Annotated in this window: 17 protein-coding genes and 1 pseudogene; 10 read left to right on the top strand and 8 right to left on the bottom strand. The window is 64.9% G+C overall.

Translation table 11 applies throughout. The annotated features are described in order from the left end of the window. Nucleotides 1-568: 568 nt before the first annotated feature. From RCH12_RS06965 to RCH12_RS06950, 4 genes and pseudogenes are all read right to left on the bottom strand, one after another. A pseudogene (locus RCH12_RS06965) lies at nucleotides 569-967 on the bottom strand (dihydrofolate reductase family protein); the annotation flags it as partial. A 133-nt stretch (nucleotides 968-1,100) separates the two neighbouring features. Beyond that, nucleotides 1,101-1,619 carry a hypothetical protein gene (locus RCH12_RS06960; RefSeq protein WP_327016445.1) on the bottom strand — a complete coding sequence of 173 codons (519 nt, stop codon included), beginning with the start codon at nucleotides 1,617-1,619 and terminating at the stop codon, nucleotides 1,101-1,103. A 199-nt stretch (nucleotides 1,620-1,818) separates the two neighbouring features. Next, a complete protein-coding gene (locus tag RCH12_RS06955) occupies nucleotides 1,819-2,280 on the bottom strand; it encodes an AAA family ATPase (RefSeq protein WP_207795554.1) in 462 nt (153 codons plus the stop codon). A 55-nt stretch (nucleotides 2,281-2,335) separates the two neighbouring features. After that, nucleotides 2,336-3,193, bottom strand: coding sequence for a pentapeptide repeat-containing protein (locus RCH12_RS06950; protein ID WP_327016444.1), 858 nt, complete (start codon nucleotides 3,191-3,193; stop codon nucleotides 2,336-2,338). Between the two features lie 333 nt (nucleotides 3,194-3,526). Between RCH12_RS06950 and RCH12_RS06945 the strand changes: the two genes are divergently transcribed. The 3 genes from RCH12_RS06945 (at nucleotide 3,527) to RCH12_RS06935 (ending at nucleotide 6,370) form a co-directional block, all read left to right on the top strand. Next, nucleotides 3,527-4,048 (top strand): ClbS/DfsB family four-helix bundle protein, encoded by a 522-nt coding sequence (locus RCH12_RS06945; RefSeq protein WP_327016443.1) that lies wholly within the window; start codon nucleotides 3,527-3,529, stop codon nucleotides 4,046-4,048. A 95-nt stretch (nucleotides 4,049-4,143) separates the two neighbouring features. Then, the gene (locus tag RCH12_RS06940) at nucleotides 4,144-4,800 is read left to right on the top strand and encodes a histidine phosphatase family protein (RefSeq protein WP_103432476.1); all 657 of its coding nucleotides are present in this window, start codon (nucleotides 4,144-4,146) and stop codon (nucleotides 4,798-4,800) included. A 70-nt stretch (nucleotides 4,801-4,870) separates the two neighbouring features. After that, entirely contained in the window at nucleotides 4,871-6,370 is a 1,500-nt protein-coding gene (locus RCH12_RS06935; protein WP_327016442.1) for an alanine/glycine:cation symporter family protein, read from the top strand. A gap of 19 nt (nucleotides 6,371-6,389) precedes the next feature. Here RCH12_RS06935 and pdxY read toward each other — a convergent pair whose 3' ends face one another. Further along, on the bottom strand, nucleotides 6,390-7,241 hold the full coding sequence (gene pdxY, locus RCH12_RS06930; RefSeq protein ID WP_327016441.1) for a pyridoxal kinase PdxY: 852 nt from the start codon (nucleotides 7,239-7,241) through the stop codon (nucleotides 6,390-6,392). A gap of 85 nt (nucleotides 7,242-7,326) precedes the next feature. Here pdxY and RCH12_RS06925 point away from each other — a divergent pair, with 85 nt between their 5' ends. After that, entirely contained in the window at nucleotides 7,327-7,980 is a 654-nt protein-coding gene (locus RCH12_RS06925; protein WP_327016440.1) for a DUF1801 domain-containing protein, read from the top strand. 52 nt (nucleotides 7,981-8,032) lie between these two features. Here RCH12_RS06925 and RCH12_RS06920 read toward each other — a convergent pair whose 3' ends face one another. Further along, the gene (locus RCH12_RS06920; RefSeq protein WP_442784565.1) at nucleotides 8,033-9,511 is read right to left on the bottom strand and encodes a CitMHS family transporter; all 1,479 of its coding nucleotides are present in this window, start codon (nucleotides 9,509-9,511) and stop codon (nucleotides 8,033-8,035) included. A 216-nt stretch (nucleotides 9,512-9,727) separates the two neighbouring features. Between RCH12_RS06920 and RCH12_RS06915 the strand changes: the two genes are divergently transcribed. The 4 genes from RCH12_RS06915 to RCH12_RS06900 all read left to right on the top strand — a co-directional run bounded on the left by RCH12_RS06915 (nucleotide 9,728) and on the right by RCH12_RS06900 (nucleotide 13,542). Beyond that, entirely contained in the window at nucleotides 9,728-11,398 is a 1,671-nt protein-coding gene (locus RCH12_RS06915; protein WP_327016438.1) for a sensor histidine kinase, read from the top strand. Beyond that, nucleotides 11,398-12,054 (top strand): response regulator, encoded by a 657-nt coding sequence (locus RCH12_RS06910; RefSeq protein WP_327016437.1) that lies wholly within the window; start codon nucleotides 11,398-11,400, stop codon nucleotides 12,052-12,054. Before RCH12_RS06915 ends, RCH12_RS06910 begins: the two co-directional genes overlap by 1 nt. A 139-nt stretch (nucleotides 12,055-12,193) precedes the next feature. Then, nucleotides 12,194-12,547, top strand: coding sequence for an ArsR/SmtB family transcription factor (locus RCH12_RS06905; RefSeq protein WP_327016436.1), 354 nt, complete (start codon nucleotides 12,194-12,196; stop codon nucleotides 12,545-12,547). A 14-nt stretch (nucleotides 12,548-12,561) separates the two neighbouring features. Beyond that, nucleotides 12,562-13,542 carry an SRPBCC family protein gene (locus RCH12_RS06900; RefSeq protein WP_327016435.1) on the top strand — a complete coding sequence of 327 codons (981 nt, stop codon included), beginning with the start codon at nucleotides 12,562-12,564 and terminating at the stop codon, nucleotides 13,540-13,542. A 4-nt stretch (nucleotides 13,543-13,546) separates the two neighbouring features. On the opposite strand, the gene RCH12_RS06895 is transcribed toward RCH12_RS06900, so the two are convergent. Together RCH12_RS06895 and RCH12_RS06890 are read right to left on the bottom strand one after the other, a co-directional pair. After that, nucleotides 13,547-14,314 (bottom strand): alpha/beta fold hydrolase, encoded by a 768-nt coding sequence (locus tag RCH12_RS06895; RefSeq protein ID WP_327016434.1) that lies wholly within the window; start codon nucleotides 14,312-14,314, stop codon nucleotides 13,547-13,549. A gap of 140 nt (nucleotides 14,315-14,454) precedes the next feature. Next, on the bottom strand, nucleotides 14,455-15,870 hold the full coding sequence (locus tag RCH12_RS06890) for an MFS transporter (RefSeq protein WP_327016433.1): 1,416 nt from the start codon (nucleotides 15,868-15,870) through the stop codon (nucleotides 14,455-14,457). Nucleotides 15,871-16,082: 212 nt separating this feature from the next. Here RCH12_RS06890 and RCH12_RS06885 point away from each other — a divergent pair, with 212 nt between their 5' ends. Next, on the top strand, nucleotides 16,083-16,907 hold the full coding sequence (locus RCH12_RS06885; RefSeq protein ID WP_327016432.1) for an MBL fold metallo-hydrolase: 825 nt from the start codon (nucleotides 16,083-16,085) through the stop codon (nucleotides 16,905-16,907). A 159-nt stretch (nucleotides 16,908-17,066) separates the two neighbouring features. Further along, on the top strand, nucleotides 17,067-17,759 hold the full coding sequence (locus RCH12_RS06880) for an N-acetylmannosamine-6-phosphate 2-epimerase (RefSeq protein ID WP_327016431.1): 693 nt from the start codon (nucleotides 17,067-17,069) through the stop codon (nucleotides 17,757-17,759). The last annotated feature ends 61 nt before the right edge of the window (nucleotides 17,760-17,820 follow it).

Genomic DNA, 17,820 nt, shown 5'->3' with positions numbered 1-17,820 from the left:
CGGTGGCTCCCAGACACACCGCCACTGGCTCTCTTCCGCACGATCGCTGGCTCTGAACGGCACGATCGGGTGGCTCTCAAAGCCTCAAATACTCACTTGTTCAAAACTCGTTGCCGAGATCTTAGTGACCGAAAGCTGGTTATCGAAGCTTTTAACCCACCTCGATACGCTGGACACATGTCACCGACCTGGCTCCCCGCGCCTGCGAAGAAGGTCCGCACCCAAAACGTCAACCCGTACGACGCGCCAGCGGGTTTCGACGAGCTGCATCGGCCAATGGCAGTGTGCAGCTGCCACCGTGGGTGTACTGCGTGCCGAAGCCTAACTTCGACGTGTCCAACGAGGGGGACTTGATTGGCGTAGGCCACCATCCAGGAGGGGCGCACCGTCGACCAGGTCCAGATCCTCGACCGAGATCTGCTGATTGCGATTTGGCCGAAGCTGCCAATGCCATCCTGAGTAGGGCATTTGTGGGAGGGACATCTTTCTGAGCTCTCGGTGGGTGCTCCAGTCGGGTGAGACAAGCGTTATGCCGACAGTACCGTCGTCGGGCGACAAGATCTTCGGGTCAAGCCGATACTCGCGTGAGCCGATAGTGCACGGCGACTGCTCCCGATCGGAGCTTATGGCCGTCCACGAGTTCGAGCTGGATTCGCTCACGCGGACCGGCAAGCAACGTCGGCCCATGTCCGGCAAGGACCGGCTGCATAAGGAACTCGTACTCGTCGATCAACCCCAGATTTGCCAACGCCAGGGGGAGCGTTATGCCACCGCCCCATATGCCCTCGCCTGACTCCTCCTTGAGCTGCTGAACCGATTGTGCCAAGTCGCCTCGCACCAGCTCGGCATTCCAATCGACCCTGCGCAGTGTGCTCGACACCACGTACTTCTTCGCCCGGTCGATGGTCTCCGCGAACGGGATCTGCCATTCATCCATCCAGTCAGGCCACGTGCCTGTGGCCGTCCGGTCGTAACAAAAGAAGTCGCTCCTGAGGATTCTCAGGAGTGATTTTCTGCTTCTGGATCATTTTGCTGAGCTGCTCAATTGCGTCTACCAACGAAAGTTTGCAATCACTTATCCCCTCGATCAATCACGTGGCTCACGCGGACGCACCCTCAATGCCAAAATCGATCAGCCGTAACTCGACCCCATGGAGCTCAACCCGGTTCTCCCCGTCGGGGTAGGTTGGGCCGTTGCAGCTTAACCCGTAGACCAGCAGCGCTTCCGCAGCGAGCCGCCTCGCCGTCGCCAGTTCCTCATCGCTGCCGAACCTGTACAAGTTCACCTTCGTGCGCAATTCGACCGCCGCGCTGACACCGAAAGCCGTGAACTTGACCAAGTAATATGACTCGCCACCCACGGGGTCACTCACTTGCGAAGAGAGCGATTCGAACGGGATCTGACGATCGCCCCAAGTCAGAAGGAACCCGTCACCGGGTATGCGCCCCATTTTCGCGGCACGGTACAGCGAAACATCCCGCTCGTGGTCAACCACGATCTTCTGTTTCGCGGCACGGTACAGCGAAACATCCCGCTCGTGGTCAACCACGATCTTCTGTTTCGCGGCACGGTACAGCGAAACATCCCGGTCGTGGTCAACCACGATCTTCTGCGTCACACTCAGGTGCGGACTAAACCACTGCTCGACTCGAAACACACCTCCCCAACCGTGCCGATATTCGGCAACACGTACTCTGAAAAACTCGGCATACCTCTGACGTGCGCGGCGTCGCGGTCGACGCAGACGGACGAGCCTGCGGGCTAGTTTGGAACTCCAACAAGGGTCCTCAACCGCCATCCAGGTGAAGGCATCGTGCTTAGGTGATGACGGTCAAAGGCCCCTCATCAGGGGTGGGGATCTCGAAGTTATCGAAGTAGGCGGCCGCCAAATGATCGGGCAGCTGAACGTCATTCGCTTCGTATCCCGCTCGAGCACAGACACGAGCCAGGACCACACTTCGTGGCGTCGCGAGATAGAACGTCTCCGGCTCGACACCCAACGGACGGATGATGGCACGGTATTCCTCGCGCATGCGCCGTGACCAAAAGGAATAGTCCAGCACCACGTCTGAGTCGGTGCTCACTAGGTCGAGAAGCTTCTGCATCAGGTGGCTTTCGATCTCGCGCCTGACATCCTCGGCCAAGGGTTGGGAACGAATTCCCCGGCGCCAAGCCTCCTCGTCGAAGGACAGCCGTGTCATGCCGCCGGACTCTAGTTGGCGAGCAACCGTGGACTTGCCCGACCCAGCCGGGCCACACATGAAGATGACACGGGTCATGTCGTCGATCCTATGTCGCCCACCCACTTCTCAGAGCCGCAATACGTCCGAGCGCCTAGGCGAGCCAGTGCCGCGGCCGACTGAGCGCAGCCGGCAGGATGGTTGTCCCGTCACCCTGAGCTGCATCGACTTGTGATTGGGTGAGAAACAGAGCACTCGATAGGTCCGCACCCTCGAGCCGCGCGTCGCGCAAATCTGCACCGAGCACGTCAACCCCCGCCAGATCGGCTCGTCGAAGATCCGCGGCGATGAGGTAGGCGCCGCGGAGATCAGCTCCGCACAGACGAATCGATCGCAAGTCGCCGCCGACCAGATCCGCGGACGGATGCAGGTAGTCGCTCAGGTCGGCTTCGGCACCGGCGGCATAGCCGCCGCGCGCCTCCTCGCTCACATCGATCAACGTTTGCCGGACTTCTAAGCGAATCCGCTCGACATCCGTCGCGAGTATCTCTGACGCGTCGCCGTCCAGGGCTCGCTGGATTTCGCGCCGAAGGTGGGCCACCGGCCCTGAGAGTTCCGGGGACGGAGCCCGTTCTGCGGCCTCGGCGAGGTACCAGAGCATCTCGTGCAGTTGCCGAATAACGGCGAAAGTACTGAACATCTCGGCGCTCGTGTCGGGGCGTTCCCTCCAGCTTGTTCCGCCGAACAGATTCTGCGACACGTATTGGCCCGCACCGAAGCAATCGAATACGGTGCACCCGCGAAAGCCCCGTGCGCGCAAGGAGTGGTGGATGGAGCAGGAAAAATCGTCTGCCAAATTCAGGCACGGGGTGCCCGCCGGCTTGTCGATCGGAAAGTCGGCGGACCTGTGAAAGCCGAGAGCTGTGCAGCAGAGTGCGAAGCAGTCAGCGCAGTTCGCGCGGAGGGTTGAGCGGTCGTCAGCGGTCGCGTCGGAAGAGTCGGTGGACGTCATGAGTGAACGGTCTTTCTGAGGTGGTTTCGAGAGGGGGCCAGGGTGCAGGGGAACTCCGCAAGGAGCTCCCTTTCCGGGCGCACGAAAACACCGTCCCTCGTTCGAGGAGCGAACTGGTGTCGCTGAAAGGTCTCTGGGTCACAGAGAGAAAGGAAGTATCACTGATGGCAGGCTAACGCCTTGCGCCTGTGGCGGAAACGCGGACTGTTACAACGCAGCGCTAGTCGGCACGCAGCGGGTCCTTAGACCCTCTCGCCACGGCGAATTCTCGTGAAAGAGTGCAGTTGTAACTCTTTACCGTATGACCACAGGCGTATCTGCGAGAGGGAAACCATGGCCGTTCCGACCTCGAAGGCAGATCTTGTGGCCGCGATCGGCACCACGTTCGCACAGCTCGAGGCCGATCTCGATCGGGTCCCACCGTCGCTCGTCTACGACCAGGTCCTTCCGGGGCATGCGAAAGGCACGATGATGAGTCCTGCTGAACTGGTTTCCTACCTGATCGGCTGGAACGAGCAGGTCGCCACCTGGCACGCACGCCGCGCAGCCGGGCTACCCGATGAGCTGCCCGCCGCCGGCATCACATGGAACGAGCTTGGCTTGCTCGCCCAGCGCTATTACGACGCCTACCGCAACGAGACGTGGGACGAGCTCAGGGCCCACCTGGTCGGTGCCAAGGACAATCTCCTGGCACTCATCGAGAACTACACCGACGCCGAGCTGTATGGGCGCCAGTGGTACGGCAAATGGACAATGGGACGCATGATTTCGCTGAACTCATCCTCGCCCTACGTGAACGCCCGCGGGCGCCTTCGTGCTTGGCTCCGGACTGCATCCCTCACGCCCCCGAGCTAAGCGCCTGGCTCCTGTATGAGCCGTTGAACCGCTTGTCCCACGTCGTCACGCACCAGCTCGGCATCAAATCCGGGGAGCGATACTACTGTGGCCGTATGTCTACAATCGATCCGCTGCCCGACCACCCCGCTCCGGATAACCCGTCAGGGAAGCTGATTCTCTTGCGCCATGGGGAAACGGACTGGTCGAAGAGCGGCAAACACACAGGGCTCACGGATGTTCCGCTCACGGCCCGGGGAGAGGAACTTGCCCGCGGCGCGGGCAAGTTGGTGGCCGACTACGATTTCTCGCTCGTGCTGACCTCGCCGCTGCAGCGTGCGCGACGCACTGCCGAGCTCGCGGGCCTGCATGCCGACGTCGATCCGCTTCTCGTCGAATGGGACTACGGCGGGTACGAGGGGCGTACGACGCGCGACATCCGCAGCGAGCTCGGCTACAACTGGAGCGCATTCACCCACGGCGTGATTCGTGGTGAGACGCCCGGGGAGACGGTCGAGGAGGTCGCCGCCCGCGCATCGCGGGTGCTCACGCGGGTGCTGCCTGCGATGGTGGAGGGAGATGTCGCCCTGATCGCGCACGGCCATTTCCTGCGCATCCTGACCGCCGTATACCTGAGATTGGCCCCTCGATTCGGTGCTCAAATCACGCTGGATGCTGGATCAGTCTCCGTGCTCAGCTACTACCGCGAGCAGCCGGCCATCTTGTCGTGGAACTACGGAGCCGAACTGCCCATGGAGCCCTCGGAGTCCTAGCACGTTCCACCGAATCCACTGGTTGGGACCTGGTTTCCCGTTTGGGGGGCATGTTCGCCATACTTGCCAGATGGATTCTGTGAACGAGTGGCTGCTGACCTGGGGCGACAATCTGTGGACCTGGATCGTGTTGCCGGTCGTTGTGGGCCTGGGGATCTACTTCACCGTCCGCTCCGGGGTGGTGCAGTTCCGGCTCATTCCGGACATGTTCCGGACGCTGACCGATAAGACGCCCCAGACGGCGGCGGGTGAGCCGCAGTCGATCTCGGCGTTCCAGGCCTTCACAATCTCGGCGGCGTCGCGAGTGGGGGTCGGCAACATCGCCGGTGTCGGCACGGCGATCGCGGTCGGAGGACCCGGGGCGGTGTTCTGGATGTGGATGATGGCGTTCGTCGGGGGAGCGTCGAGTTTCATCGAGTCCTCGCTGGCACAACTCTTCAAGGTGCGGGACGCCGAGGGCTTTCGCGGTGGGCCCGCCTATTACATGGAACGTGGACTCAAGGCCCGCTGGCTGGGCGTGTGGTTCGCGGTCATCCTCATCGTCTGTTTCCCGTTCGCGTTCAGCTCGTTGCAGGCCAACACGATCTCGGCGACGGTGACCGCGAGCATCGGCGGGGATGTGCCCTGGCTGCCGTGGGCGATCGGCGTGGGGATCGCGGTACTGACCGGCCTCGTCGTCTTCGGTGGAGTCAGGCGGATCGCCCACGTCACCCAGGTGCTCGTGCCCATCATGGCGCTCGCGTATCTGCTGCTCGGACTCGTGGTCGTGGCTCTGCATCTCGACCGAGTCGGCCCGGTCTTCGCCGAGATCTTCACATCGGCGTGGGGGTTCAACGAGGTCGTCGGTGCCGCATTCGGGTACATCATCCTCACCGGTGTCAAGCGCGGCATGTTCTCCAACGAGGCGGGCCTGGGGTCTGCGCCGAACGCGGCGGCGAGTGCCGCGGTCACCCATCCCGTGAAGCAGGGCCTCGTGCAGACCCTCGGGGTCTACTTCGATACCTTCCTGGTGTGCTCCATCACGGCGTTCATCATCCTCGTGTCGGTACCAGACCTGGCGGGAGCAGAACGAGGGATCGGTCTCACTCAGGGCGCGCTGGTGGGCACTCTGGGCGCGTGGTCGAACATCGCGCTGAGCGTGATCATCTTCATGCTGGCGTTCTCCTCGATCCTCGGCAATTACTACTACGGCCAGTCGAATATCCAGTTCATCACCAAGCGGCGCGGGGTGCTCACCGCGTACCGGGTGCTCGTCGTGGGCGCGGTGCTCGTGGGGTCGGTATCGGGCGCCGACCTGATCTGGAACTTCGCGGACGGCGTCATGGGTCTCATGGCACTCACGAATCTCATCGCCATCGGTCTGCTCTCCGGCATCGCGTTCCGGTTGCTCAAGGACTACACCCGCCAAGGACGAGAGGGCCGCGACCCGGTGTTCACCCGCGCGCTCTTTCCCGACGTGGCCGGCATCGAGTGCTGGGAGGACGAGTTCAGCGTCACCGGTCCGATCCGCGTCTACCCGACCGGCGGCCAGACCATCAAGCGCCGCGACGGCATCCGCACCCCGCGATAGAGCCTGCTCGTGTGCCTCGTCAGCGCACGCGCTGGGCGGAGAACTGCATGCGCGGATGCGCGTAGAAGTTCTGCGCCTGCACGAGCTGCAGTTCACGCTCACCCGACCGATACGTCAGCTCGATGAGATCGAAGACGCTGGACGCGGTGCGTTCCAGCGCTACGGCGGCGTCACCTGTCGCGCGGTAGTGTGCCGAGAAGAGTGCCGCGGTGACGTCACCCGATCCGTTCGCTTTGAAAGGCAAATGGGGAGTCTGCACGATCCACGCGCCCGCGGCATCCACTGCGAGCATTTCGATGGTGCCGGCCTCACGGTCGGGCCGCTCCACGCTCGTCACGAGCACGGTGCTTGGTCCCATGGCCCGGGCGAGGTCGACGGAGTCGAGGGTCGAGTCCATCGTCGATGGTTCGGTTCCGGTGAGGAATCCCAACTCGAACTGGTTCGGAGTGATGATGTCGGCCACGGGGACCACACGATCCCGCAGGAGGTGGGGGATCTCGGGCGCCACGAAGCACCCGGACTTCGCGTTGCCCATTACGGGGTCACACGCGTAGATGGCCGAGGGGTTCGCCGCCTTCACCCGCTGCACCGCATCCACGATGACGTCGCCGATGCCGGTGCCCCCCTGGTAACCGGAGAGCACGACGTCGATCTGGGGGAGGATCCCACGTTCTTCGATGCCGAGGATGACGTCGTGCACGTCCTCGGGGGTGATGAGGGATCCGCGCCACGCACCGTACCCCGTGTGGTTGGAGAAGTTCACGGTGTTGACCGGCAGCACCTCGACCCCGATGCGCTGGAGGGGGAATACCGCTGCGGAGTTGCCAACGTGGCCGTGCGCGACGGCCGACTGAATCGAGAGAATCTTCACAACGTCAATCTTCCTCCCTTCGAACAGTGCGGGCCGCCGAAGAGCTCGTCTGTGTGGCCGTTGGTGGGAGGACTATCATCGCGCCATGGACAGTACGGACTCTGGCAAGAGCGACGCCCAACCGGCGACGGGCACGTCGGCACCCGACGAGTCCGCCTGGACACTCCCGGATGCCATGACCGGCCGGGCCAGCCCCGCCAAAGCGGCGGTCGGCGACAAACCGGTGTTCGCTTACCTCGCCAGCTTGCCGCAGCCACAGCGCGGCATCGCCGAAGCAGTCGACGCACTGGCGGCCACGACGCTGCCCAACCTCCAGCGCTCCGTGAAGTGGGGCATGGCGTACTACGGCGTCGGCGACGGCTGGTGCTTCAGCTCCGGCGGCTTCGCCGGCCATGTGAAGCTCATGTTCATCAATGGCGCGGCGCTCGAGCCGGTACCGCCGGTGACGCCGGTGGGGATGGGCAAGTCAACGCGGGGTGTGGAGCTTGCATCAGTGGACGACCTCGACGAACGCCAGATCGCGGCCTGGATGACACAAGTCACGTCGGTGCCGGGTCTGGGAGGCAAGAAGACTCACATTCCCAGCCCCGATGAGCCTTCCGTCCCGGAGCTCGAGGCCGACCAGACAATCGCGCCGCGTCCGGAGGAAGAGATCGCCGACGCTCTGCGGGCCGAGCCAGACCTTGAGGATCACAGCGAGCATCGAGTGAAGACACCCCCGGTTTCGGGAGCGGAATAGCCTGGATTAATCCTGGGGCTTGCACCTCGCCCGCCAACGCCGGGAGGCGCCCCTAACCGAACGGCACCGCGCCGACGAGCACGCCGACGAGCAGCATCACCAGCGACACCACGCACGCCCGCCAGAGCACCTTCTTGTGGTGGTCGCCGAGGTTGACGTTGGCGAGCGAGACGAGCAGCAGGATGGCCGGCACCAGCGGGCTCTGCAGGTGAACAGGCTGACCGATGATCGAGGCGCGGGCCATCTCGACGGGGTCGATGCCGTAGGTCGCCGCGCTCTCGGCGAGCACGGGCAGGATGCCGAAGTAGAACGCGTCGTTGGACATGAAGAAGGTCATTGGAATGGAGAGCACTCCGGTGATGACCGCCAGGTACTCACCCATCGAGGCCGGTACGACCTGGACCACCCAGTCGGCCATGGCCGTCACCATTCCGGTACCGTTCAGCACACCGACCAGGACGCCGGCGGCAAGCACCATCGAGACGACGCCGACGATGCTGGGGGCGTGCGCGACGATCTCGTCGGCCTGGCTGCGGAGCTTGGGGAAGTTGATCATCAGGGCCACAGCGGTGCCGACCATGAAGATGTAGGCCAGGGGCATGACATCGAGCACGAGCAGCACCATGACGGCGACGGTCAACGCGAAGTTCACCCAGATCAGCTTGGGCCGCAGCGTCGGCCGATCTGCACTGAGCATCGTGTCGGCCATCATGGTGTCGTGTTCGTCTTCGAGAACCTTCTGCTCGGCCAGGGCGGTCTGCCCTGCCGGCATCCGCTGGCCTGGGCGCACCGTCAGGATGCCGGTCGTCGAGAGCGTTGCCGCTGCCCCCGGCCGAACCTCAGTGCCGCGTACGACGCGGTTGCCGCCGAAGAGTCCGCGCCAGAAACTCGGTGCCGCCATCGGTGCGGCATCCGCCAGGGCAGTGGGGGAGTACTCGAGCGAGCCGATGCGCTTGCGCTCGGCGAGGCCCAGGAACCAGGCGAACGCCAGCGCGATGATGAGGCCCGTCGCCAGAGAGGGCAGCATCGGCACGAAGATGTCGGTCGGTGAAACGCCGAGAGCCGAGGCGGCCCGCACGGTGGGGCCACCCCACGGCACGATGTTGAGAGTGCCGTTCATCAGGCCGGCAACACAGGTGAGCACGACCGGGCTCATGCCCATCCGCAGGTAGATCGGCAGCATCGCCGAGGTGGTGATGATGAAGGTCGTCGACCCGTCGCCGTCGAGCGACACCGCGCCGGCCAGGATCGCCGTGCCCAGAACGACCTTGGCCGGGTCATTGCCGAGGAAGCGGGTGATGAACCGAATGAGGGGATCGAACAGCCCGACATCGATCATGATGCCGAAGAACATGATCGCGAACATGAGCAGCGCCGCCGTCGGGGCGAGATCCCCGATCGACTCGATGATCATGTCGCCGAGACCCAGACCGGCGCCGGCAAAGAGACCGAAGATCGTGGGGACGAGGATGAGGGCGACCATCGGCGTGAGCCGCCTGGTCATGATGAGCACCATGAAGGTGAGGATCATGGTGAATCCGAGGATGACGAGCACATCGACTCCTTTGTCTGAATTGTGCGGCCGAGTCGGGCGAATCCCACTCGGCAGTCATTGCCGAAGCGTATGACGATGAGTGTGAAGCTTAGGTAGGCCGCCGGCGCCACGCGCCGTAAGTCGCTTTGCTGCACGTATTGCGCATATCGTTAGTTCTGCGCATTGTGCTCGATGCGTCGCAAGGAGGCGAAGGTGCGGTTCTCGACGCAGATGCTGCTGTGGCAGCTCGCCTGCGTGACCGTCATCGTCGCGATCTGCACCGGTGTCTTCGTCTCCATCGGCGTGCAACAGCTCCGGGCCGAGGCCGAGACCTCCGCGCTGTCGATCGCACGCACGGTCGCCGCCGACTCCGACGTGCGCGCCGATGTCGCCCTCGCGTCTGCCGACATCGGAACGCCGACGAACGCGAGCCTCCGCGGCGGACCGCTGTCCGTTCTGGCGGCAGCGGCGAAGGCCAACACCGGCGCGCTGTTCATCGTGATCACCGATGATCACGGAATCCGACTCGCACATCCCGATCCGCAGCTGCTCGGAGCGGAGGTCAGCACGGACTTCGCCGAAGCTCTGGCCGGACGCGAGACGGTGTCCTGGGAAGCCGGCACCCTCGGCGAGTCCGCGCGCGCCAAAGTGCCGGTTCGCGACCCCGACACCGATGAACCGACCGGTGAGGTGAGCGTCGGGTTCGCCCCGAGCAGTGTCTTCAAAGAGCTTCCCCTCCTGCTCGGGGGCGTCGCGCTGGCCGCCGTCGTTGCCCTGGCACTGGGCGCTGTCGTGTCGTTCGTCCTCCGCCGCCGCCTCGAGCACCTCACCCTTGGCCTTCAGCCCGAAGAGATGTCCGCGCTGGTCCAGAACCAGGCTGCGGTGCTCGACGGCGTCGGTGACGGGGTGCTCGCGTGGGGCCCGGACGACGTCGTGACCGTCGCCAACACAACGGCCGCGCGATTGCTGGGCATCCCCGACCTGGTCGGCCGCCGCATCCACGACCTCGCCCTGCCCGGGCCGGTGATCGCTGCCCTGACCGGTGAGCGGAAGCTGTCGGCGACGGGTGGACGGGGACCGGATGCGGCCGAACCGGTCGTGCTCGCCGACCATGTGGTCTACATCGACACCCACCCGGTGTCGCACGGTAATCGGGACCTGGGCCTGATCGCGGTGATCCGCGACCGGACCGACGTCGTGACCCTCACGGATCGCCTCGAAACCGTGGCGTCGATGACGGATGCTCTTCGGGTGCAGCGCCACGAGTTCGCGAACCGGCTGCACGTGACGGCCGGTCTGATGGATGCGGGCCGCGTGCCCGACGCACGGGACTACCTCGACGACGTGTTGGAGGCGTCCCGCACCGCCGGCGGTCCGTCCACCGGTGAGCACCTGACCGAGCCTTTCCTGGTGTCGCTTCTGGAGGCGAAGACCGCGCAAGCCGGTGAACGTGGCGTGCACCTGACCGTGGGGGCGGACTCGCTGGTGCGGGGAGTCGTCTCTCTGCCCGAGGATGTGGCCACCGTGCTCGCCAACCTCGTGGACAACGCCGTGAGCGCGGCTGTGTACGGTCAGCAGCCGCGCTGGGTAGACGTGGAGTTGCTCGACGACGCCGACACTCTCGTCATGACGGTGTCCGACTCCGGGCAGGGGGTGGCGAACGGGGCTCGCGTGTTCAGCGACGTTCCGCGAACCGACCTCGACCCGGACGCGGTGCATGGGCGGGGCATCGGTCTGCCGTTGGTCCGCGACATCGCCGCGCGTCTCGGCGGAGAGGTATGGCTTGCCGACGCCGGCGGTCACGACGGAAGCGGTGCCGTGTTCTGCGCCCGACTGCCCGCGGTCATGCGGGCACCGACCCGCCCCCGACAAGGAGAAGACTGATGCCCGATACGATTCACGTGCTCGTCATCGACGACGACTTCCATGTCGGTGGCCTTCATCGCGACATCGTCGCGGCGCGCCCCGGCTATACCGCTCTTGAACCAGTGCGGGGAGTGCGCGCCGCCCGCGCGGCGATGCGTGATTTTCGGCCCGACCTCGTCCTCTGCGACGTTTACCTCCCCGACGGCGACGGCATCGCCTTCGTCGCCGAGATCGACGTCGACGCGGTCATGATCAGTGCGGCGTCCGATGGCGCCACCGTCCGCCGTGCGTTCCGCGCGGGGGCGTTGGACTACCTCATCAAACCGTTCGAGCCCGCCAGGCTGAACGAGCGGCTGGATGCCTATCGCCGGTTCCGCAACCTGGTGGCAGAAGACCGCCAACTTGACCAGGACGCCATCGAACGGGCTCAGCGGGTGCTGCATGGCCGGGACGGGGGAGTGGCCTCCACCTCGCGTTCCACCACCGAGAAGCTGATTATTGAAATGCTCCAGGACGGCGAATCGTCCTCCAGCGTGATCGCCGGTCGCGCCGGTCTGTCTCGCGCCACGGCGCAGAGGCACCTCGCGGCCCTGGCAACCCGCGGTGAAGTCGAAGTGACCCTCCGCTACGGGTCGACGGGGCGCCCCGAGCACCAATACAGCGTCCGACGCTGACCGTACCGTTCTCAGGTCCGGTAGGAAATCCTCGCAGGTGTGGCGGACCTCGCGGCCGAAATCGCAGCGGACCGTCCGATTCGGCTCAGCAGGCCCGAGTAGTTGCGCGATTCATTTTCGGCGCATATCATACAATCAAATGGTTGTATTAGAGTATTCCGATCAGGACGTAAACCGCCTCTTCCGCGCCCTCGCGGACGCGACGCGGCGGGATATCGTGCGGCGCACGCTGGTCGCCGATGTCTCGGTATCGCAGTTGGCGGATTCCTACGAAATGTCGTTCGCGGCAGTTCAGAAGCACGTTGCAGTGTTGGAGGAGGCCAGGCTCGTGACCAAAGAACCACGTGGTCGTGAGCGGATGGTGCGGGCAAACCCGGACCGTATCCGCGAGGCGCAGCGCCTGCTCGACCGCTTCGAAGACCTCTGGCGGTCGCGCATCGACCGCCTCGACATCCTGCTCGCTGAAGACGACCCGGCTCCACCCGACACCTAACCGAAGGGAACATCATGCCCGTCACCACTGTCGAGAAAGACCTCGACCAGCTCACCATCACGATCGTCGCCGACTTCACGGCCCCACTCCGCCGGCTCTGGGATGCCTACACCGACCCGCGCCAGATCGAGCGGTTCTGGGGCCCGCCGACCTATCCGGCCGCGTTCCTCCGACACGACGCCGTAGCCGGCGGACGCAGCGTCTATGCCATGACCGGGCCAGAAGGAGACGTGCACTACGGCTGCTGGGAGTGGACCTCAGCCGACGCTCCGCGCTCGTTTGCCGTGCTCGACCGGTTCTCGGATGCGGCGGGAGTGCCGAACACCGAGCTCCCGGCCACGCGCGTGGAGTTTGCGTTCGAGGAGACGGACACCGGCAGCCGCCTCACGACGACGTCGCGCTTCGACTCGCTCGAGCAGATGCAGCAGCTCATCGACATGGGCATGCTCGAAGGCACCCGCGAGGCGATGGCTCAGATCGATCAGGTGCTGGCCGACCTGGCATCCTTCGCCGCCGAGCGCGCGGTGGAGGCGCAAATCCTCAGCGACACCCAGGTGCGGGTGGCGCGGGTCATCCGCGGCACCGTCGACCAGGTGTGGCGGGCACACAACGATGCGGCCCTCATGCAGCGGTGGCTGCTCGGACCGGACGGTTGGTCGATGCCCGTGTGCGAGATCGCGACCAGCGTCGGCGACAGCTACCGCTACGAGTGGCAGCGGGATGGTGGCGACGAGCGTTTCGGCTTCACCGGCGAGCTGCTCGAGTCGGAGGCACCGCACCGCGCGGTCACGACAGAAGCGATGATCGGGATGGATTTCCCGGCAACGCTCAACGAGCTGACCCTCACGGAAGTGGAGGGCGGAACTCTGCTCGCACTCGTCATCACCTACGCCAACGCTGAGCAGCGTGACGCCGTGCTGGCGACCGGCATGACCGACGGCATGGAGACCAGCTACCGACGCCTGGAGGGGCTGTTGCAGCCGACGCTGGCCTAGCCGGCTAGCGTGCCCGGCCGGCTTCGACTCCGGCCGGGGTGACGCTGTTTTCCACCGCCGCGTGGATTGCGGCGAGAGTGGCCTCCGGATGCGAAACCATCGAGACGTGGGAGGCGTCGACCTCGGTGATCGTCGAGTTGGCACGCTCCGCCATCCGGCGTTGCGTGGCAATCGGAATCACTCTGTCGTCGGTGCCCAGAACCGCCCAACTGGGGATCGTCTTCCACGCCGCAGGGCCCGACGGGGTCACGTTCGCGACGAAGGAGGCCGGGCGCTGGGTGGCGACAATCGTCCACCGATCAGCTTCGGGCAGGTCTTGAGCAAACGCGTCGTGCACGGTTTCGGGCTTGAGGAACGCCTCGGCGGCGCCTTCCGGGGCACCCGGATAGCCCGCGACATCGAACACCGTCGTCGGGTCGGCGACCGCGAGCGCGGAACCCGATCCCTCGAGGAGGCCGACGACGGTCTCACCCTCGTCCGGGATGAAGGCGTCGACGAAGACGAGAGCCCGCACGTCGCCGCCCTGTGCGGCGGCGTTGGTGATCACCGCGCCACCGTACGAGTGCCCGACGAGCACCACCGGCCCGCTGGTGCGCTGTGCGAGGAAGGACGCGATGTATGCCGCATCCGATGTCAGTCCCCGCAGCTCATTGGGCGGGGCCAACACCGTGAAGCCCTCGGCTTGAAGGGGTGCGCTCACGGCATTCCAGCTGGACGCATCCGCCCAGGCACCGTGAACAAGGACAATGGTCGGCTTGCTGCTTTCTGGCATTTGACTTCCAATCCGTAACGTCGCGAAAGCGACTTCATCTGTTTGGGGTCACGTCCTGTGCTGCGCCAGACGCTGGACGCCACGATAGCCGGGGTGAGCGGATTCCGGCTAGGTGCCCGTAGCTGGGGACCTAGTGCGGGTCAGTGCCGTAGCTGCGCTTCCGCGGTCGGATCGTGAGCGCCCTCGGCCGAGACCGACTCGGCCTGGTCGAGGTACTGCGCCGAAATGCGGCGGTACGACCTTGTGAAGAACGCCCCGATGGCCGCGAGCACCATCACGATCCCCGCGATGAGGAACACCAGCGCGATACCGCGGGCCTGGCCGTCGCCCAGCAGCGCACCGAAGCTGGAGCGCCCGGCATCCGAGTTCATGAACGGGATGATGACGAACTCGGCGATCGGCGCGATGAGGAACGCGGTGATCGGGGCCGATGCCGACTCGATCGCCGTAGCGAACCCGAACACCCGCCCCTGCACCTGGAACGGCACGACCTTCTGGATGACGGTCTGCTCGGACGCCTCGACGGCGGGGATGAGCGTCATGTAGAGCCAGATGCCCGCGGCGTACAGCCACCACCAGTCGCGGACCGTGAACAGCGCCCCGAGCACGCCCATGAGGATCACGATCAGCAGCATCGTGCGCACCGGGTTGCGTCCGAGCCCGAACTTCGCGATCAGCAGTCCTCCGACGATGAACCCGGTCGACGAGACGCCGAGCACGATTCCCCACACCTCGACGGGGAAGAGCTCGAGACCGTAGGGGTCCATGAGCGCCATGTACACGCCGCCGATGAAGTTGTTGAACGTGGAGAAGATGATGAGCGCGAAGAGTCCCGTCGCCGCTCGCACCGCCGTGATGCTGCCGCGCAGGTCGATCAACGGACGCCGCTCGCCGTCCTGCTTCGGTTGGTCTTCGGGGATGCGGAGGAAAAGCAGGTGCAGGAGGGCCGCCGCCGACAGAATGATCGCGATGAGGAGCGTCCAGCCCATGCCCAACAACCCGATCGCGAGCCCGCTGAAGACGCTGGTCACCATGAAGGCGAGCCCCTGCACCGTGCCGACCATCCCGTTCGCGTTCGCGTGCCGCTCGGTCGGGATCAGCAGCGTGACGACCGTTGACAGTGCGATGTTGCGCATGTTCTCGATGACCGCACCGAAGAGGATGATTCCGCTGAACAGCCAGAACATCGGCCCGGTGATGTCGAGCAGGGTGGACTCCGGGAACACGAGATACAACCCGCCGCCGATGCCGAACGCGAGCAGGGTGACCAGGCCCGCGAACACCATCACCAGGTGTTTGCGATGCCGGTCCACGATCGTGCCGAACGCCATCGAGAACACGGCGACGAGCAGCATGTACGCTCCGCCGATGATGCCCGTGGCGAGCACCGACCGTGTCTCCAGATAGACCCAGAAGGTGAGGGCGAACCAGAGAAAACTCGTCGTGACGTTCGCGACCGCCGTGTTCACCAGCACCTGCGCGAACGTGCGCGCGCCACCGGGTGGTGGGTCGGTGTGAGCCTGGGATGCGGTGGGTGCGTCGTCCGTGCTGCCCATGCGATCGTCCTCCCCGGTGCGCTCAGAGTCGCGTCGCGAGTTCGAACGGCCGCCGCTCGAATCGACAGTCTCAGCCGAATGAAGACTGTTGAACCCCATTGTAGGGAGACCCCGTGGACATGTCACGGCTCACCCGCTTCGCCCGTGGTGCTCCACTTCCGCCAGTAGTACCGTTTCGACAATCGATCGCAAACTCAAGCGGAAGGACTCCCATGCTGACGGAGGTCGCGGAGGGTGTGCTGGTTCACGTGAGCGAGTTCATCCAGAGCAATTCCGTTGTTGTGCAGGGCCGGGCCGGCGTTTTGCTCATCGACCCCGGCATCACCACGAACGAAATGACCGACCTTGCGAACGACCTTCGCGCGTTGGGCCAGCCCGTGGTGGCCGGCTTCTCGACGCATCCGGATTGGGACCACGTGCTCTGGCACCCGAGCTTCGGTGTGGTGCCCCGGTATGGCACCGCCCGCTGCGCGACCTCCATCCGGGGTGTGCTGTCCAGCGCGGATTGGAAGGACCAGATCGCCGAGGGGCTGCCGCCGGAGTACGCCGACGAGATCCCGATGGATCTACTCGGCTTCATCACCGGTCTGCCCGCCCAAGCCGCGCAGATTCCCTGGGACGGCCCCCGAATTCGCATCATCGAGCATCAGGCGCATGCGCCGGGCCATGCGGCGCTGGTGATCGAGGAGCGCGGTGTTCTTATTGCCGGCGACATGCTCTCGGACATCCTGATGCCGTTCCTCGACCTGCAGGCCACGAATCCGATCGAGGACTACCGCGCAGCGCTGCGGCTGTTCGAGGGGGTGGCGGACGACATGGCTGTCGTCATCCCCGGTCACGGCTCAATCGGCGGGGCTGTTCAGCTTCGAACGCGCATCACCCAGGATCGCGCGTACGTGCAGGCCTTGCGTGATGGCGGTGTTCCCGACGACCCGCGGGTCGGCCCGGCGGCCCCGTTGGAGTGGTTGCCCGACGTGCACAACTGGCAACTCCAGCAGCTCGCCCAGCACCGAGCGCACGACGGCACCTCTGACTGAAGGTCGTTCTCGACGAACCGGCGAAAAACCTGTACGTTATACGAGCGCGATCATTTCGCCAGAGTCATCGGGATTGTAACTTACGGCAAAACCTGAGACGAAAGTCCATGCACTGCTCTGTGCATGACTATCCCGTCTTTCAGTGACCGAGGTACGTCCATGACCAGCCCCCTCCTTCTGAACCGCCTGCGTGGCGGTCTTATCGTGTCCTGCCAGGCGCTGCCGGGCGAGCCGCTGTTCGTCGCCGATGGCGGTGTGATGCCGCTTCTGGCCACAGCGGCTGCCCAAGCAGGTGCGGTGGCGATTCGCAGCAACTCCACCCGCGATGTCCGTGAGATCAAGGCCGCCGTCGAGCTTCCGGTGATCGGGCTCGTCAAGAAGCAGTACCCGCCGTTCGAGCCCTACATCACCGCGACGATGGCCGAGGTGGATGCCCTCGTCGCTGCGGGCGCGGACATCGTGGCTGTGGATCTCACCCACCGTGAGCGCGTCGACGGCCTGAGCCCGGCCGCCTTCGTCGAGCAGATCCGGTCCGCACACCCGGGACTCGCCCTGATGGCGGACATCGCCACCCTCGAGGAGGGCCTGGCCGCGGCTGAGGCTGGGGTCGACTTCGTCGGCACCACCCTCAGCGGCTACACGCCCCAGTCCCTGGCCGCACCGGCGCCGAACTTCGGCCTGGTCGAACAGCTGGTCGCCCAGACCGCGGTTCCCATCATTGCCGAGGGCCGGATCCGTACCCCGGATCAGGCCCGACAGATGATCGATCTCGGCGCCTTCTGCGTCGTGGTCGGCGGTGCGATCACCAGGCCCCTGGAAATCGCCACCGAGTTCGTCGAAGCCCTCGCCTAACAACTTCTCCGTCAACCCCTTCCTTCCTGCGCGCCTCTGTTGCCGCGCCTGAAATGAGAGC

The sequence above is a fragment of the Cryobacterium sp. MP_3.1 genome (assembly GCF_035984795.1).
Lineage (GTDB): Bacteria > Actinomycetota > Actinomycetes > Actinomycetales > Microbacteriaceae > Cryobacterium > Cryobacterium zongtaii.
This window is presented reverse-complemented; position numbering and strand designations above follow the sequence as displayed.

What these genes read in the sequence shown, in the direction of transcription:
- RCH12_RS06955 (WP_207795554.1), bottom strand. Translation starts at nt 2,280, where the DNA reads ATGACCCGTGTCATCTTCATGTGTGGCCCGGCTGGGTCGGGCAAGTCC.
- RCH12_RS06950 (WP_327016444.1), bottom strand. Translation starts at nt 3,193, where the DNA reads ATGACGTCCACCGACTCTTCCGACGCGACCGCTGACGACCGCTCAACC.
- RCH12_RS06945 (WP_327016443.1), top strand. Translation starts at nt 3,527, where the DNA reads ATGGCCGTTCCGACCTCGAAGGCAGATCTTGTGGCCGCGATCGGCACC.
- RCH12_RS06940 (WP_103432476.1), top strand. Translation starts at nt 4,144, where the DNA reads ATGTCTACAATCGATCCGCTGCCCGACCACCCCGCTCCGGATAACCCG.
- RCH12_RS06935 (WP_327016442.1), top strand. Translation starts at nt 4,871, where the DNA reads ATGGATTCTGTGAACGAGTGGCTGCTGACCTGGGGCGACAATCTGTGG.
- RCH12_RS06925 (WP_327016440.1), top strand. Translation starts at nt 7,327, where the DNA reads ATGGACAGTACGGACTCTGGCAAGAGCGACGCCCAACCGGCGACGGGC.
- RCH12_RS06920 (WP_442784565.1), bottom strand. Translation starts at nt 9,511, where the DNA reads ATGATCCTCACCTTCATGGTGCTCATCATGACCAGGCGGCTCACGCCG.
- RCH12_RS06910 (WP_327016437.1), top strand. Translation starts at nt 11,398, where the DNA reads ATGCCCGATACGATTCACGTGCTCGTCATCGACGACGACTTCCATGTC.
- RCH12_RS06905 (WP_327016436.1), top strand. Translation starts at nt 12,194, where the DNA reads ATGGTTGTATTAGAGTATTCCGATCAGGACGTAAACCGCCTCTTCCGC.
- RCH12_RS06900 (WP_327016435.1), top strand. Translation starts at nt 12,562, where the DNA reads ATGCCCGTCACCACTGTCGAGAAAGACCTCGACCAGCTCACCATCACG.
- RCH12_RS06895 (WP_327016434.1), bottom strand. Translation starts at nt 14,314, where the DNA reads ATGCCAGAAAGCAGCAAGCCGACCATTGTCCTTGTTCACGGTGCCTGG.
- RCH12_RS06890 (WP_327016433.1), bottom strand. Translation starts at nt 15,870, where the DNA reads ATGGGCAGCACGGACGACGCACCCACCGCATCCCAGGCTCACACCGAC.
- RCH12_RS06885 (WP_327016432.1), top strand. Translation starts at nt 16,083, where the DNA reads ATGCTGACGGAGGTCGCGGAGGGTGTGCTGGTTCACGTGAGCGAGTTC.
- RCH12_RS06880 (WP_327016431.1), top strand. Translation starts at nt 17,067, where the DNA reads ATGACCAGCCCCCTCCTTCTGAACCGCCTGCGTGGCGGTCTTATCGTG.